Annotated in this window: 10 protein-coding genes and 2 tRNA genes; 10 read left to right on the top strand and 2 right to left on the bottom strand. The window is 44.8% G+C overall.

The genetic code is table 11. The annotated features are described in order from the left end of the window. Positions 1–179: 179 nt before the first annotated feature. From FCL48_RS21940 to FCL48_RS21950, 3 genes are all read left to right on the top strand, one after another. The gene (locus FCL48_RS21940) at positions 180–2,324 is read left to right on the top strand and encodes a serine aminopeptidase domain-containing protein (RefSeq protein ID WP_169309325.1); all 2,145 of its coding nucleotides are present in this window, start codon (positions 180–182) and stop codon (positions 2,322–2,324) included. A 67-nt stretch (positions 2,325–2,391) separates the two neighbouring features. Beyond that, positions 2,392–3,321, top strand: a complete 930-nt coding sequence (locus FCL48_RS21945) for a carboxylesterase (protein ID WP_136875719.1) — start codon at positions 2,392–2,394, stop codon at positions 3,319–3,321. A 110-nt stretch (positions 3,322–3,431) separates the two neighbouring features. Then, positions 3,432–4,568, top strand: a complete 1,137-nt coding sequence (locus tag FCL48_RS21950; RefSeq protein WP_169309326.1) for a TIGR03790 family protein — start codon at positions 3,432–3,434, stop codon at positions 4,566–4,568. A 62-nt stretch (positions 4,569–4,630) separates the two neighbouring features. Here the strand turns inward: FCL48_RS21950 and FCL48_RS21955 are convergent, their stop codons facing one another. After that, entirely contained in the window at positions 4,631–6,457 is a 1,827-nt protein-coding gene (locus FCL48_RS21955) for a long-chain fatty acid--CoA ligase (protein WP_136875723.1), read from the bottom strand. Between the two features lie 346 nt (positions 6,458–6,803). Here FCL48_RS21955 and FCL48_RS21960 point away from each other — a divergent pair, with 346 nt between their 5' ends. The 5 genes from FCL48_RS21960 (at position 6,804) to FCL48_RS21980 (ending at position 10,273) form a co-directional block, all read left to right on the top strand. Continuing rightward, entirely contained in the window at positions 6,804–7,655 is an 852-nt protein-coding gene (locus FCL48_RS21960) for a hypothetical protein (RefSeq protein WP_136875725.1), read from the top strand. Positions 7,656–7,683: 28 nt separating this feature from the next. Beyond that, entirely contained in the window at positions 7,684–8,250 is a 567-nt protein-coding gene (locus tag FCL48_RS21965; protein ID WP_169309327.1) for a DUF4136 domain-containing protein, read from the top strand. 193 nt (positions 8,251–8,443) lie between these two features. Then, positions 8,444–8,519: transfer RNA gene (locus tag FCL48_RS21970), tRNA-Asn, on the top strand. A gap of 45 nt (positions 8,520–8,564) precedes the next feature. Then, positions 8,565–8,642: transfer RNA gene (locus FCL48_RS21975), tRNA-Pro, on the top strand. Between the two features lie 770 nt (positions 8,643–9,412). Continuing rightward, on the top strand, positions 9,413–10,273 hold the full coding sequence (locus FCL48_RS21980) for a DUF6515 family protein (protein WP_136875729.1): 861 nt from the start codon (positions 9,413–9,415) through the stop codon (positions 10,271–10,273). A 745-nt stretch (positions 10,274–11,018) separates the two neighbouring features. Here the strand turns inward: FCL48_RS21980 and FCL48_RS21985 are convergent. After that, positions 11,019–13,169: a hypothetical protein gene (locus FCL48_RS21985; protein WP_136875731.1), complete on the bottom strand. Its 2,151-nt coding sequence runs from the start codon at positions 13,167–13,169 to the stop codon at positions 11,019–11,021. Between the two features lie 293 nt (positions 13,170–13,462). Between FCL48_RS21985 and FCL48_RS21990 the strand changes: the two genes are divergently transcribed. Further along, entirely contained in the window at positions 13,463–14,911 is a 1,449-nt protein-coding gene (locus FCL48_RS21990) for a UbiA family prenyltransferase (protein ID WP_136875733.1), read from the top strand. Positions 14,912–15,115: 204 nt separating this feature from the next. After that, entirely contained in the window at positions 15,116–15,619 is a 504-nt protein-coding gene (locus tag FCL48_RS21995; RefSeq protein ID WP_240744921.1) for a transposase, read from the top strand. The last annotated feature ends 124 nt before the right edge of the window (positions 15,620–15,743 follow it).

The raw sequence follows: 15,743 nt of genomic DNA on the forward strand, positions 1-15,743 counted from the left end.
CGTCGATCAATTCAAGGGGTGACACACTTGTACAATACAATGGTTATCCAGCTCCGGAGTACCAAATTTCCCTGAAATACCAGAGGGTACAGGTGGGGGCTTGACCGCTCCTCTGAATGAAGATAAAATGTAAATTATCGATATTTATAGTGGTTTCCTTATCTGGTGTTTGGAGGGGTATGAACAAATCTGCGTATTTGACGACAGGGCTTGCAATTAAGGCATTATCCCGTCTATCAAAGGCTGACATTCTTGTCCATGGTAAAGAAAACATCCCGCCTGGCCCCATCATTTTTGTGATGAATCACTTCACCCGCATCGAAACCATTTTACTGCCCAATTATATTTCTGATCTGACCGGAAAACCGGGATATTCCCTTGCAGCTGCCTCTCTTTTCAAAGGTGGGTTAGGGAAGTTTTTTGATCTTGTCGGTGTCATATCAACTGCAGACCCAAAACGTGATGCACTGATTGTCCAGAGTCTTCTTGGCCAGCAGGCCAACTGGATCATATTTCCCGAAGGAAGTATGGTCAAAACCAAGAAAATAGTTGAGGGTGGCAAATATATGATTGCCCATCCCGATGGAGCACACGAACCCCATACCGGTGCAGCAGTCCTTGCCTTGAAGGCGGAACTGTTTCGCAGGCAACTGATGAAAGCGCGGGCCGAGTCGCCGGAAAAGGTTGGCGGGATGCTGGATATCCTTGGGGTGAAAACCTTTCATGAAGTAGCCGGTGAGCCCACCACAATCGTACCGGTAAACCTCACCTATTATCCTATCCGTGCGGCTGAAAATATTGCACTGTCCATCGCTTCAAAACTCGTGAAAGATATGCCCGAACGGGTAATTGAAGAGATTATGACGGAAGGGACCATGTTACTTTCCGGAGTAGATCTGGATATACGCTTCGGCCCCCCCATTCATATCTCTGAATATCTTCATGACTCCTGGATAAACACTGAATTCAACGGGTTGACCGTCTCACCTGAATTGAAAAAGGATATGAAAGCGACCGCATATAGTGTGATGCAGCGCTACATGGATGCTATCTACAGTCTGACCACCGTAAACCACGAGCACCTTTTTGCCTCATTTTTGCGGTTCTATCCATTTAAACGGATTCTGGAGAGAGAATTTAAGCGCAGGGTCTTTTACGCTGCATCGCTGATAAGCGATGGTGAAAAGGGTCTTGAAACAATAGCTTTGCATAAATCACTGAAGAAGAATCAAGCCCATCTGCTCACCGATGATCGATACAAGAAGTATAAGAACTTTTTAAAGCTGGCGATCGAAAAGGGTGTGGTGAAAAGGGATGGTGATTATCTGATCAGAGATCGTGCGAAGATTTCGGCACCTTTAAGTCTGCATCGAGGGCGGATAAATAATCCTGTTGAAGTTATAGCCAATGAGGCGGAGCCGTTGAAGGCCCTGCAGTCTTTTATGAAATCAATCGCCTGGCAGCCAAATACACTGATGAGCCATCTGGTTGCAAGGTACATGTTGAGAAGAGATAAGGCGAGGTACGAGTCTGATTGTAAGAAATATGGCAGTCTCGAGGCTGAAGGGAAAAAGAAATTGGGGCGACCGTTTCTTTTGAGGGGATACCGGAACACCGGGGTCGTACTGGTGCACAGCTATCTCTCCCAACCCAGAGAGGTCATGGCCTTAGCCAGGGCTCTGCGCAACAAAGGATTCTGGGTTTATGGACAGCGGTTGCCCGGGCACGGGACTTCGGCGGAAGATCTGGCCGGCAGGAAATATAAGGAATGGATAGAAGCTGTTGAGAACGGATATGTGCTTATGAGTTCATACTGCCGTGAGGTGGTTGTCGGGGGGGTTGGTCTCGGGGGCAGTCTCTGTCTTGATCTTGCGGCCAGGGTGAAGGGGATAAAAGGGGTTTTTGCCGTATCTCCGGCTTTTTCCCTGAAAAATTATTCGACTGAGTTTATGCCCGGCCGGGATGTGTTAAACAGAATTTTAAACAAGCTCAAAAGAGGGGAAGCACAGGAAAAATATCTGGCATTCGCCCAGGTAAATGGGCATATCAATTATGTTGCAAATCCGGTTGAGGGTATTCGGGAACTCGGAGAATTTCTGGAATCGATTGAAAAAAGTTATACAAATATCAGTCAACCTGTTCTTATTATCCAGGCGGATGGCAATCCGGTGGTATCGCCCAAAGGCTCCGGCAAGGTTTTTGGCCGGATCGGTTCTTCGCAAAAGGAGTTTTCCCTGCTGAGCTCCGACCAGCATATACTTGTAAATGGCAAAGGCTCGACAAGGGTTTTGGAGAAAATAATTTTGTTTGTCCAGGGGCTGTGATAGTACAATGTCACGCCTGTTTGGCTGTCCGGATAGAAGAATATACAACGAATCATGGAGAGGGCAGGTGGCAATTGATACAGGGGAGATGATTTGGCAGGAATACTACGATGCGTTTTCCTATTTTAAAAAAGAGGAAGTTCGTCCGCCCTGCCATCCGAAAAAGTTGCTGCACAGGCAGAGCAGTGACAAGGCTATTGTTCTGGTTCATGGTTTAACCGATTCCCCCTATGCAATGCTTGCCATTGCCAGGTATTTTTATGAAAAGCTTGGCTATGATGTGTATCTTCCCCTGCTCCAGTGTCATGGTTTAAAAGATCCTAATGGAATGCGGGGTGTCAGTCTTGCCGCCTGGAAAGAGAATGTACGTTTTGCAATAGATATCGCATCCAGTGCTGGTGCACGTACTTCCATTGGCGGGCTTTCAACGGGTGGGACGCTGTCGTTTTATTTTGCAAATCTTGATACCAGGGTGAACGGGGATCTCTATCTCTTTTCTGCGGCCTTTGGGCTCTATGGCTGGAAAGGTAATATCTTGACTCCATTCATTGAAGGTTTTTTGAAACTGCCCTTGATTCCCTATTGTACAAACAGCTTTTCTCTGATTTCGGATAATCCATATAGATACAGTCGTGTTCCCCTTATTGCTGCCCGGGAACTGGTGTTTTTAATAGATGAAAATAAAATGTTACTTCGGAAGATGAGGCAAAAGCCTGTGGATATGAAAATATTTTCTGCCTGGTCTGAGGCCGACAGGGTGGTGCGGGTGGATCTTCTGGCAGGCTTTGGCACTATTGTTTCTGCAGGTTATTTTGTATCTTATGTGCTACCCTTAGCGGCACAAGTCCCCCACGCCGGAGTTGTTCTGGAGAATGCGGTGTATGGTCTTGACTATATGCCGGGAGATCCTCCGGTTGAAACGGCTAATCCGCATTTTCATCTCATGATGGAATCCCTGGCCCGCTTTGAGGGGCAGAAAAGCTCCGGTTGGTCCTAATGAGTCAAACAGTATCCAAGATAGTTTAGATTGTTATGGTAATATTTTTTAGATTTTTCATTTTCTTTTTGGTTGGTTGCTGGCCCTATGCTTGTTTTTCCCTGGAACCCATGGAGGTTCTGGTTGTTGCCAATACAGAGACTCGTGGCAGTGTCGATCTGGCCCGATATTATATGAAAAAGCGGAGTATCCCGGCCTCGCATCTGCTCGTGGTATCCCTCACAACAGATGAAACGATGAGCCGACGGGAATATGACGAGGTGCTGGTAAAATCTGTTAATGCTTCCCTCAATGAGCTTAAATCTTCTGCGCGTATTTCCACAATAGTTCTCATGTACGGTGTGCCGTTAAAGGTGGCGCCACCCTTACCTGATCTGCAGGCCCGGGAACAGGTCGAGCAGTATAGAACAGCTCAGGCGGTCCTGGAAGAAAACGACAGCACTGCTGAAGTACAAGCTGACCAGAAGAAAAATGAGATCCTGGAAAAAATCATAACCCTGCTCAACACCAATCAACGGGCAGCGGTTGATTCAGAACTCTCCCTTGTTAAAGTGGCTGATTATGATTTGGATGGCTGGATAAAAAACCCCTACTATGTTGGTTTTCAGGGCAAAGAGGCGATTGTGACAAAAGATCAGGTCCTCCTTGTCTCTCGGTTGGATGGTCCGGATGTAAAGACGGTCCGCCGTTTGATTGATGATACACTGTGGGCAGAAAAAAAAGGGCTGCAGGGTCGGGCCTATTTTGATGCCCGCTGGCAGACCCCAAAGGAAACGGAACTGCTCGGGGGATACAGTCTGTATGATTACTCCCTGCATAAGGCCGCTAAAGATGTGGAAAAGCGGATGAAGGTGGTCCTTGATGAGCAGGAGACACTTTTTGCCGAGAACTCCTGTCCCGATGCTGCAATCTATTGCGGTTGGTATTCCCTTGCTAAATATATTGATAGTTTTGACTGGCAGCGGGGTGCCGTAGGATTCCATATCGCAAGCAGTGAATGCAGTACCCTGCGGGGGACAGAAAGTTCCGGCTGGTGCCTGAAAATGCTTGAAAAAGGTGTTGCCGCAACCATTGGCCCCGTTTATGAACCCTATGTCCAGGGCTTTCCTGTTCCCCATGTCTTTTTTGGGGAACTTTTGGAAGGCTATATGAGTCTTGGAGAATCCTATCTCGTCTCCCTGCCCTATATCTCCTGGCAGATGGTGTTGGTGGGTGATCCACTCTATCAACCTTTCAGGCCCCTGTAAGGTCTTTCCAGAAGGTTCCACGCAGCGATTATTTCCAGACGCCTCAGCCCCCTGAGCTGGAGTTACCTGTTGTACATCCTGTCAATTTCTTTTGCCATATGCCGCTCTATGACCTTTCTTTTTATTTTTAAGGTAGGTGTAAGAAGGCCATCTTCAACCGACCAGGGAGAGAGGTTCATGGCCACGTCTTTGATGAACACAAAACCGGGAAAGCCGCTCAGCTGTATATCAACTCTGTCGCGGATGGCTTTTTTTACCTCAGGCAGGTGGAGAGACTCCTCTATGGGGGGAACACCAAGTTTTTCGGCAAGTACCTCCCAGTTATACTGATTCAGCACACAAACCAAGGTCAAGTAAGGCCGGCCCTCGCCAATGACCATGTTGTGCTCAAACAGAGGGTCAAGACTGATGGCCATTTCCAGGTCGGTGGGCGCTACTTTTTCCCCGTTGCTGAGAACGATGATCTCTTTGAGGCGTCCGGTAATCCGGATGTGGCCGTCTTCGATCACCGCCTTGTCTCCTGTATGGAGCCATCCTTCGGGGTCAAGAATGGCACGGGTTGCCTTTTCATTATTCCAGTAGCCCTGCATGACGCAGGGGCCTTTCACCAGCAGTTCATGGGTTTCGTCTATTTTAACTTCAATGTCAACCAGTGGCCTGCCAACACCTTCGGGCCGGTTATCCTCCAGCCGGTTGACGCAGACCACGGGGCTTGTTTCCGTGAGCCCGTAGCCTTGATAAATCGGCAGGCCCAGGCCGATAAAAAATTTTGAGATATCAGAAGAAAGTGCAGCTCCCCCCGATATAACAATGCGAAGATTTCCTCCAAGTCTGGCCCGCACTTTTTTGCCGACCAGCCGGTCCAGTACAGGCTGAGCAAGCAATGACAGCTTCCAGGGACCTCGTTTCTGTTTATACAGAAAATGATCCCAGCCAATTTCAACAGCAGCATCAAAAAGTTGTGCGCTGAGTCTTGAGCCTGATTTCACCTTATTGGCGATGGCGGAGTACATCTTTTCAAAAATCCGGGGAACAGCCACCATAACTGAGGGTTGGATCTGGACAAGATCTTCTGCCAGATCGGGAATGGACCGGGCAAAGGTGACACTGGCTCCGGCCATCATTGGCAGATAATAGCCCGCCATTCTCTCGAGCATATGGGAGAGCGGTAAAAAAGAGAGAAAGGAATCCTCAGGGTAAATATCCATGGCTTGAAGCCCGGCATAGCTATTGGACAGGATGTTGGAGTGGCTCAGCATGACACCCTTTGCAGGCCCTGTTGTGCCAGAGGTGTAAACGATGGTCGCTGTTTCACATGTGGCAGGGGTGAAATCCTCCAGGCAGCTCTTGATTGTAGCCTCACTTTCTGCCTCACCTGTTGTGCCAAGCCAGTTGTTTAAGCAGACAGCGAGGGAGCCAGGTTCGGAGAGCTTGCAGTCATCGATTGTTATTATTTTGGTCAGACTTCGTACGTCTTTGAGTTTGGAAATAAGCTGCTCAAAATAAGCAATGCCGGGACAGATAAGTAATTTTGCCTTGGTATCTTCTAAAATGTAGGCAATGTTTTCTGGACGATCATTGGAGTAAAGAGGAACCACGATGAGTCCAAGGGACAGGGCCGCCTGTTCATAAAGAACCCAGTTTGGTGAGTTAGGAAGCATGACAGCAACTCTGTCGCCAGTCTGCAGGTTTTCTTGCAAAAAGGCCTCCCTCCAGCAGCGCATGCGTGTAAACATTTCGAGCCAGGTGATTTTTTTCCAACGCTTATTATCTTTATCAAAATACTGATAGGCAAGCTGCTGGGGGCTTTTGCGAACCCTCTGCAGAAAAAGCTCTGAAAGTGAGGCACAGGAGTCTTGCGGAATATAATCAACAGAACAATTTTTCATCAATGTATCTCCTTGTGGTCGAAATCCAAAAGCAAGATGGCTAAAAACAAAAAACTGAATACCGGTCGTAGAGATATAATTTACAGAAAAAGACCTTAAATTATTATACTTTTCATGAAGTAAATAGGCAAATAATATGTCATGCCGGGGAGTTTATCCCATGCTGGAATTGAGCTTTGGGTTCTGGTGCGGTATCGTGTAAAAAGAGAGATGGAAAAACTTCTGCAGCCCCGGGGCTCGGATTGGCTTGTTTGGGGTGATCCGATCCTTTGAGTAGCCGAGATTTTCCGGTGTTGCGGGAAGCAGAAATAATAGTGTGGCTTAGAAACCAACAGAAGAGGTCAAAATGAAGGTACAAAACGTCTTTGGCTGTTACCTTGTTGTAATGGCTGCTGTTTTTGCAATACCGACAGCCTGGGCTGAGGAACTTCCCTGGGAGAGAAAACTCTCTTTTGAAAACGCAACTATCCAATACTCCATCAGTGGTGTCGAGCATGGGACAGAGACGCTGTATATCCGTAATTATGGCAGGGAGCGGGCTACCTACACAGAATCGTCAACTAAAATTATGGGAATGGAAGCCATTGAAAAATCTGTGGAATTTGTAGATGCGGATTATGTCTATTCTTATAATCTGCAGGCGATGGAGGGAACCAAGACCGTCAATCCTCAAAAAAGTATGGCCCAGGCGTACGCTGCGTTGACCGCCGAAGAAAAAATTGAAGTGGAGAAGAACGCAGAAAAGATGGGGCATGCCCTGAGCCAGGGAATGGGCGGCAATATCCAGGAAAACGCAACGAAGATACTCGGATATGATTGTGATAAGGTCAATATAATGGGTGGCGGCGCAACGTACCTGCTTCACGGGACTGACATTGCCTTGAAAACTGAAGTGAATATGATGGGACTGAAGATGGTTACCCAGGCTACATCAATTGATACAGGACAGGTCGATGCCAAATATTTTGTCCATCCCAAGGGAATCGTGGCAGAAGTTGATCCTGAAGCGGAGGCCATGGCTCGGGCTATGGGGCAACGGGTTATGGATGCATTGAAAGACCCTGAGGCGGCCAAAAAAGGACTGGGCGCAGAAGTACATGGGGTTGTACCGCAGGAAAATATGACAGAGGAAGACAAACAGATATTAGAGCAGGCAGGGGAGCTGCTGAAAGGGATGCAGAATCTGTTTGGCAAATAAGATCGTTAGATAAAGACAAGAGATGAGCATGAAATATTTCATACTGAGCTGCATAGTACTGTTGATGATATCGGGTTGTGGTGGAGTGGCTGTTGAGACTGAAACTGCAAATGATGCAGACTTTACAGGATTTTTATCCTACGACTGGCTTGATGTGGCAAATGCAGATATAGGGGGAGTGCGGGCCAACAGTCCTGAGGTTGCAGCCTGGGTCAAGGACTCGGTTGACAGGCAACTTCTTAACAAAGGATATGTCAAAAGCACCAATGGTCAGCCAGACTTTTTGCTGAGCTGGTTGGGAGGCGTTGAAAAGAAGGTAAAGGTCGAATCCATCGATCATTTGTACAGTTCCTATGGCTACGGTCCGGTTGCTGCGAGTATGCCTCGGGAGAATATGAAAGGCGGGATGGAGAGAGAATATGAAGAGGGAACGTTACTCCTGGATGTCCTTGACCCTAAAACCCATAAGATGCTCTGGAGAGGCAGTGGCACGGCAAAGCTGTTGCAGGGTATGAAAAAGGAAGACGCCGCTCTCTATGTGGACCGGTTGGTGAAAAACATCTGTAAAACCATTCCGGATGCGAAGGCATTGTAGAAAAATTTAAGATAAAATAATGAATAAACAGTAGATTAACATTAGTTTGTGTTTTTTTAAAAAAAAGATGCAAACAAGATATAAAAATCTATTGACAGCGTAGGCCCATCAGTTTATATTGCCCGCCTACGTTGATTCGGCGATGAAAAACAACTTTTGTTGCAAAGCAGTTCGCCAAAGAATAAACGTATAATCCTCGGTAGCTCAGTTGGTAGAGCAGGTGGCTGTTAACCACCTTGTCGGCGGTTCGAGTCCGTCCCGGGGAGCCAGAGTTTCTCAGGTTTCGATTTTTAATTGAGCCTTTTTTATATAGTCGGGGCGTAGCGCAGCCTGGTTAGCGCGCCTGCCTTGGGAGCAGGAGGCCGTAGGTTCGAATCCTACCGCCCCGACCACATAATCGTATAAAAGCCAATCACTTACCTAGTGATTGGCTTTTTGCGTCTCTAGACCCCCTACCTTCCATTTGACGATCCTTTGACGTTTTAGTTTTGTTGTCAAAAAATACCTCTTTGGTAAAAGCACATCATTCTTTTGTATTCTTTTGATCATTGATTTGATAGGCACTGACAAATTCTCCACACTAAACTGCTACTTTGTGGTTAAGTGACTAGCTTTACCGTTTGTCTGGGCAAACAGGAAGGTGACTATATTGTGTATTAATACTTGCAGGAGGCAAACAACTTAAAGCACCATGCCAATTAATGGACGATCAAATGGTTGCTGTTCCGCAAGAGAAAAAGCAAACAGGTCTTAGATGATCCCTTCACAACAATCCGTCAGGTGGAGTGAAAAAAGAAGACTTCAAAAACGAAACCATATCAGCGTATATGAGCCATAACCCGGTCATAGTTGCCAAGTAGTCATTATTGACAACAAGGTTAAAATTTACACACTTATTTCGTTCAGAGTGTAATTTTACGATCATGCTGGTTCTCCACAACTTTTCTGTAATCAACTTTTCTTTACTCTCTTGTTGAACCCGCCTTTTTCTCAAGGCATGCAACAGATGCGTCTTCCCCCTCTTTTCTCTTTTCATTTTCAGGTATAATAATTGCTAGCATAGTGGAGTCACTGGCATTACTTTACATCAAATATCATTGAAATCATCTATGCATCGCGAGTCCATATGAAACAACTCATGGTGTAGTAAAGGAGGAACGCTGTGGTGAGGTTTGAACTTTTCAACCATCGTCAAATATGTAGTCTGGCATTATCGACCATGCTGGTCTTTACTCTGTGTTCCAGCGCCGGGGCAAAAAAGGATAATGATAGAAATCCCCATGCCCCTTACGTGAGTTCCACAGTTATCGAAGTACCTGTTGTCATAGCACCGGGTAAAGCCGATAAAAAAAACAAAACATACAAATCGCATAAGAAGGGATACATTCCTTCAAGGGGACGTGTTGATAAAATGTCTCCACAGCGACCACAAAAAAAACGAAACGACTATAAAAATAAGTCCTGGAAACGATGGGATCGTGTATATGGGCGTTCCCCCTGGAAATCTAACCATCGGCCCCGATACGGATCAATCCATCGGTCCCTGCCTAGGGATCACTTCAGTCTCTTTCTCGGCGGCGTGCCGTTCTTCTATTCTGCAGGTGTTTATTTTCAATCAAGTAAACAAGGATATGTTGTAGTACAACCTCCTATTGGAGGCAGGGTTCAGATACTGCCGGAAGGATGTTCTTACTTCTATTATGGTGGCCGCCGCCATTATTCCTGTGATGATGTGTTTTACGAGGAGAGGGGTGCCGAATATGTGGTTATCAACCGGCCATCAAGTTATCGCATTATTGCAGATCCCGGCGACGAGGTGGAGATTGATGCCAATAGCCTCAATCTTCGATCCGGTCCTGGGCTCAGATACGAAACCCTGACTGTCCTTCACCAAGGTGAAATTGCAGAAGTTGATGCGGTTGATGGCGAATGGTATTACGTGAGCCTCGAGGATGGTAGCTATGGTTGGATCAAGCGTCAGTATACAAGGATTATCAGCTTTAAAGAAGATCCAAAAGGATAATAAACTACCCGATCACCACTGACTAATTAGGGCATGCTGTTTGAATTGAGTTACCGTTTCGTCCCTTCTATCTGCTGTTTTTTTACGACAGGAGAAGATCATCGAACCAATCGCGCTCACGATCTTCTCCTTAGTCGTTATAACCACTTTCCTTACACTTAAGAGACATTAATACTGTCCCCCTCTAATTCGTTGCTCTACTTCTCGTAGTATTAATGCACCACCGTCAGAAGTGATCGTTCCACCACTAAAATCTGCAACGCTTTTTTTTCTACCTAAAGTTTGAAATGAGCTCTATTCTTTTGTACCGTCTGTTTTTATAAGGCCACCTTTGTTGATGTGATTAACGTCTTGATATAACTTTAAATATAAAACACTTGTTACTTTTTTTGTTTAACTTAATGAGACATTCGGGCTAATCTTAATATTCTGGAGGTCATTACCGAAAACAACAAATGCTTCACTACTCTCAGACCCCTTTTAGAAAGTATCACATTTCTCACAAGAGTTCTGGCTGTTCGTTCCATCTCGACATTTATTCAATTGTTATTCGAATTTCCCCCTTGCGCAGCTGAACTGCATAGTACAAATGGCTTCGTGCAGGCAAGGGGGTATGGATTGCAAATCAGCAGTTCCATTACTTGCGAGATTGATGAGTCACCGTAACAATACGAGTAAACTGGAGACAGCGAAGACGTTGTTGAGGGTCATCAATCCATTGCCTGCCGGAACATTGCTCTGTAATTTAGAAAAATTGAAAAAACAGTCTGAAATAGGTAAAAAATGCATACACAATAGCAAAACCCGCTCCCAGCATACTCATGGAAAGGGTTTTCTGAATGAGCAGGTACATAAGTATCATTGTACAACTCATGGGAATATGCCATGTTATATCGGGTGATAACGACCCAAAACTGAAAAAGAGTATCAAGAGGACAGTGAGGGCTTGAGAAATGAACAAACCACGTGCGTCTGCGCTGTGTCGCGTTGCAGATGTCCCCCATACCAATGTTGGAAACAGTCGTTTACTGCCCGCGGATAATGCGAGCAGAAATAGCAGGGGAGTAAAGACAAAAGCTATGTAGCTTGCCTCAAGCTTGTTCCATACCGTTAGAACTTTGGGCCACTTTTCTTTCATGGTCAGCTTGAATAATGAGTCAGCCTCTTCGACACGAAAACTCTCCAGGACTCTTTTCGTTCTGAGCTCGAGCTGTTCTTGTAGTGTATATCTCTCAGCAAAGCTTTTGATAGTACCAGTGATTCCATGTTCGGGACTAAAGTGCTGAGATGCTAGAAAATGTTGCCTAAATAGTTTGTTTGTATCGGGATAATACATCGACTTAACAATAGTCCAGGGCGCATTCATCACTAAAAAAGACGTCATCAAGAGGATAAATGCGAGAATTGGCGGAGTAAAATTACACTCTCGTGCCTTAAACATTCTAAACAAAAACCAGAGTGTTACTACGGGGTAGGTTAATGCCAGACTTGGGTGAAAATTTGTCGCCAGTCCCCATATAATTCCGGTCAGCAGCCACTGCATAGTACTCTTCTTTTCAATCAAGAGCAGGACAATACCGGATATGACAAGCCCAGCACCTGCTAACTTGAACCAGGTTATGTAATAATTGGTAACCACAAAAGCACTCGCGGAGAGAAGAAACACAGTCAAAAGTGGTCGTTCCTTTCCTGCAAAAAAATATTTATGCAATGCGAGAATCGGCAAGATCACTAAGACATTCAACATTGCGCCAAAGAGTGTGTAGTAACCGTAGCTGTTGGCAATGACTTGATGAATAGGATTCCCTATTCCTCGCATCATAGCATACAGTACACCGACGATCATTCCACGGTCCTGGACGCCATACATCAATTTGTAGTTCTCGTAATACTTGGAGAAAGGTTCATCGTAATAAATCGCAATGCCATTCACAAACTGGAACACCGGATCATGTGCGCCAAAAGCTCCATAGGTTAAGTTTCGTAACTCATTGTACGTGAAAGTAAGCAGTGGCAGGCTCAGGTTCTCAGTTACCACCGCAGTAACAGCGAGCATGACCAAGAATACCGCTAAGATTTCAAATCGTACAAGATGAAGATTCGTACGCAGGCTCCCAAGTTTTTGGTTCTTGAAAAGCAGATACATCAGCGACACATTGCAGATAACATAACAGGTCAGCATGAGCCATTCGTTTGGCAGGGATGGGCCCAGTTGGTTGACCAGAAAAAGAGCATAAAGAAACAGAAAAAATGCGATAGAGATTGGTGTAAGGAGAGCCAGTATATGAGTTTTTTGTCCATCACGCCAAAACAGTGTATAGATGAGAAACCCGGGGAGAATGAAAACAAAGAGCAGTAGTTCCGCCAAAATATATGCAAAGTCCCTGTCATCAAGGAACGTCTTAGGGATAATTTCAATTTTATCGATTTGCACCTGCCCTGTTATCCCGGGCTGAGCCTCTCGACATTTAAAGTACAGTGAGAGACTATCGTAGTGTCTGTTGTAGAGAGAAAATTCAGGAGCGTTTTTTTGATAGACAAGATAGTTGTGTTCAAAAGTTGAGCGTATCGGATCTCTGTTATTGGTAACCTCGAGTTTTCCCATATATGGGATATGGTCGGCCTTAGATATGGTTACTCTTACTTTCTGGCCATCTGCGTCGTACTCAATAGGGATATGGACGATTCTCCGGGTATTTTCGCTGCAGTCAAACGAAAGGAGGAGGTTGGAATCAACAGTCTCAGCTGACATCATGTCAGGTGCTGAAAGGATGATATCTTTACCTGTAAAATCATCAACAACATAAGTATTTCCAGCAAATGCCACCGCTGCCGATATCCAAACTATAAGAAAAAAAAGGATAAAAAAGACTTTGCCACTGGTATATATTTGCATAATATCTTTTATTGGTTAGGTTTGCAGGTAGTAGGTTCGTAAGAAAAAACACCATATAACATATTTCAGCGAACAAAGGGTAGTTTTATGCTTCTTATATGTGTTAGTCGTTCCAAAAGAGCATCTTGTAAATACCGAGCGATAAATACAATAAACGAAGTTTTCATCTGAGACATCTGGATGTTTAACTATTTTTGTAAGAGATCTTCTCGAGTAGGAAAAAGCAGTCTCTATAGATTTAACCTGTTGATATATCTTGTTTCATTCACAGCCTAATAAATTGCCCATAGACTATGCGAACATTAACACCACTCGTAGTTGATTTAGATGGAACATTGATTTCTACGGACTCATTGATTGAGTCAGCTATTCTTCTGATAAAGAAGAATCCAGTCTATATCTTTTACATGGTCTATTGGTTGAGTAAAGGGAAGGCCTATCTGAAAACTGAAATAAGCCGAAGAACTTTGCTTGATGTCGAAACTCTACCGTACGTCATACCTTTTGTACATTGGCTAAAAAAGGAAAAAGAAAAAGACAGGCTAATCTATCTGGTAACTGCGGCTCATAAAACTATTGCCGAAAGAGTGGCTAATCATCTTGGTCTATTTGACGGGTATTTTGCGACTGATGCGAACTCCAATCTTAAAGGTGTCGCAAAGTGCAAACTTATCAAAAAAGAAATTGGAGATAAATTTGTATATGCAGGAGACAGCAGAGCCGATATTCCGGTCTGGGAAAACGCAGAGGCTGCTGTTCTTGTGCATGCGTCGCGCCAGGTAACTAGCAAGATTAGAGATAGCCGTCCAATAGAAGCAGAGTTTCCAAAAGAGAAAACCAGTTTGAAAATCTGGTTCAAGGCTCTTCGAGTGCACCAGTGGGTAAAGAACAGCTTGCTTTTTGTACCGCTTTTAACAGCATTCGAATTTCTGGATATCTATAAAGTGTGCAGTGTATTATTGGCATTCCTGGCGTACTCATTTCTATCGTCAGGTACATATATTCTCAATGACATCTGGGACCTGACAGCGGATCGCCTCCATACCAGAAAACGCTTTCGACCTTTTGCCTGTGGACAAATTTCAATCCCACACGGGTTCTTGATGGCAGCAATCTTATTTGTTCTCTCCCTTTTAATTGGATGCTTGATCTCTACAGCTTTTGTCGCAATTCTGATCATGTATTTCTTCACAACCAGTGCCTACAGTTTGGTTTTTAAACAACATGCTCTAGTTGACACTATTTTGCTTTCATTACTCTACACTTTGCGTATTTTTGCGGGTGTTATCGTCATTGAAGTGAGTATCAGTTCCTGGATGATTGCATTTTCGATGTTTATGTTCTTGAGTCTAGCTCTCATAAAGCGTTGCGGTGAGCTGGTATCCCTTGAAAATGAAGAACAAAAAGAGGCTATTGCCGGAAGGGATTATGGAGTTGCAGACCTAAGAGTTCTGTGGCCACTGGGGGTAGGGGCATCACTTGCTGCTATTGTGGTTCTGGGATTATTCATCAGTGCCCCGGAAACACAGCAGCGGTATGCTTCTCCAGAGCTTCTCTGGTGTATTGCCTTAGGGCTCTTGTATTGGTTAGGTAGGCTGTGGCTTAAGACGTCACGTGGTAAAATGCATGACGATCCTATTGTCTTTGTAATGACAGATAGTGTTAGCTATATATTGCTGCTTTCCATAATCATTGTCACTGTGATAGCACATTTTTATACATTGCAGTTCAGTGTCCCTTGATGTGATGTGTCTGTATGGTTTTCAGGAGCAACTGGAATATTGATTCTATGCAACACTATACATAATATGAGGTCCAAAAATTATTTCCAATTTGCAGAAGATCCTTCCCGATTCTTTTGGCTGATCATTGCTTTCCTTGTTCATTAAATTAAGGGGTTAAGTCCGCTTTTAACTTTAATGATGTCTCGTACTATAATCTGAAACATGTCTAGACCATTGCGATTAGAATATCCCGGTGCCTGGTACCATGTGATGAACCGTGGCAGATGGGGTGAAAAAATATTTTTTACGGCAACAGACCGTGAAACCTTTCTCAAAGTTCTGCAAGAAGCGTCTGAACTATGGAATATGAGGATATCGGCGTATTGCCTGATGCCAAACCATTATCATTTATTCGTTCAAACTCCAGATGGAAATCTGTCCCGTTGTATGCGTCACGTCAACGGAGTGTATACCCAACGATTTAATCGTGAGCATAAAAAAGAAGGTCAACTGTTTCGGGGGCGGTATAAGGCTGTACTTGTGGATGAGGAGAGTTATCTGTTGGAGGTTCTGCGCTACATACATAGAAATCCGCTGAAGGCAGGCATTGTCAAAAGTCTTGATGACTTCCCCTGGAGTAGTCATAAGGGGTACCTGTCAAAGGCAAAGAAGTGGTCGTGGTTGGAAAAAGAAACGTTGCTCACCCAACTCACTCAAGTAAAATAGAAATGACAACCTAAAATTGACCACCCGTGATCACCGAATTTTGACCACCCGATATATATAAAAGAACTGAGACAGGGTGTTATCTCAGCGGTGGTGTTCAGGCCAACCTTTCAGCAACTCCGGT

The organism is Desulforhopalus sp. IMCC35007 (genome assembly GCF_005116575.1).
Lineage (GTDB): Bacteria > Desulfobacterota > Desulfobulbia > Desulfobulbales > Desulfocapsaceae > Desulforhopalus_A.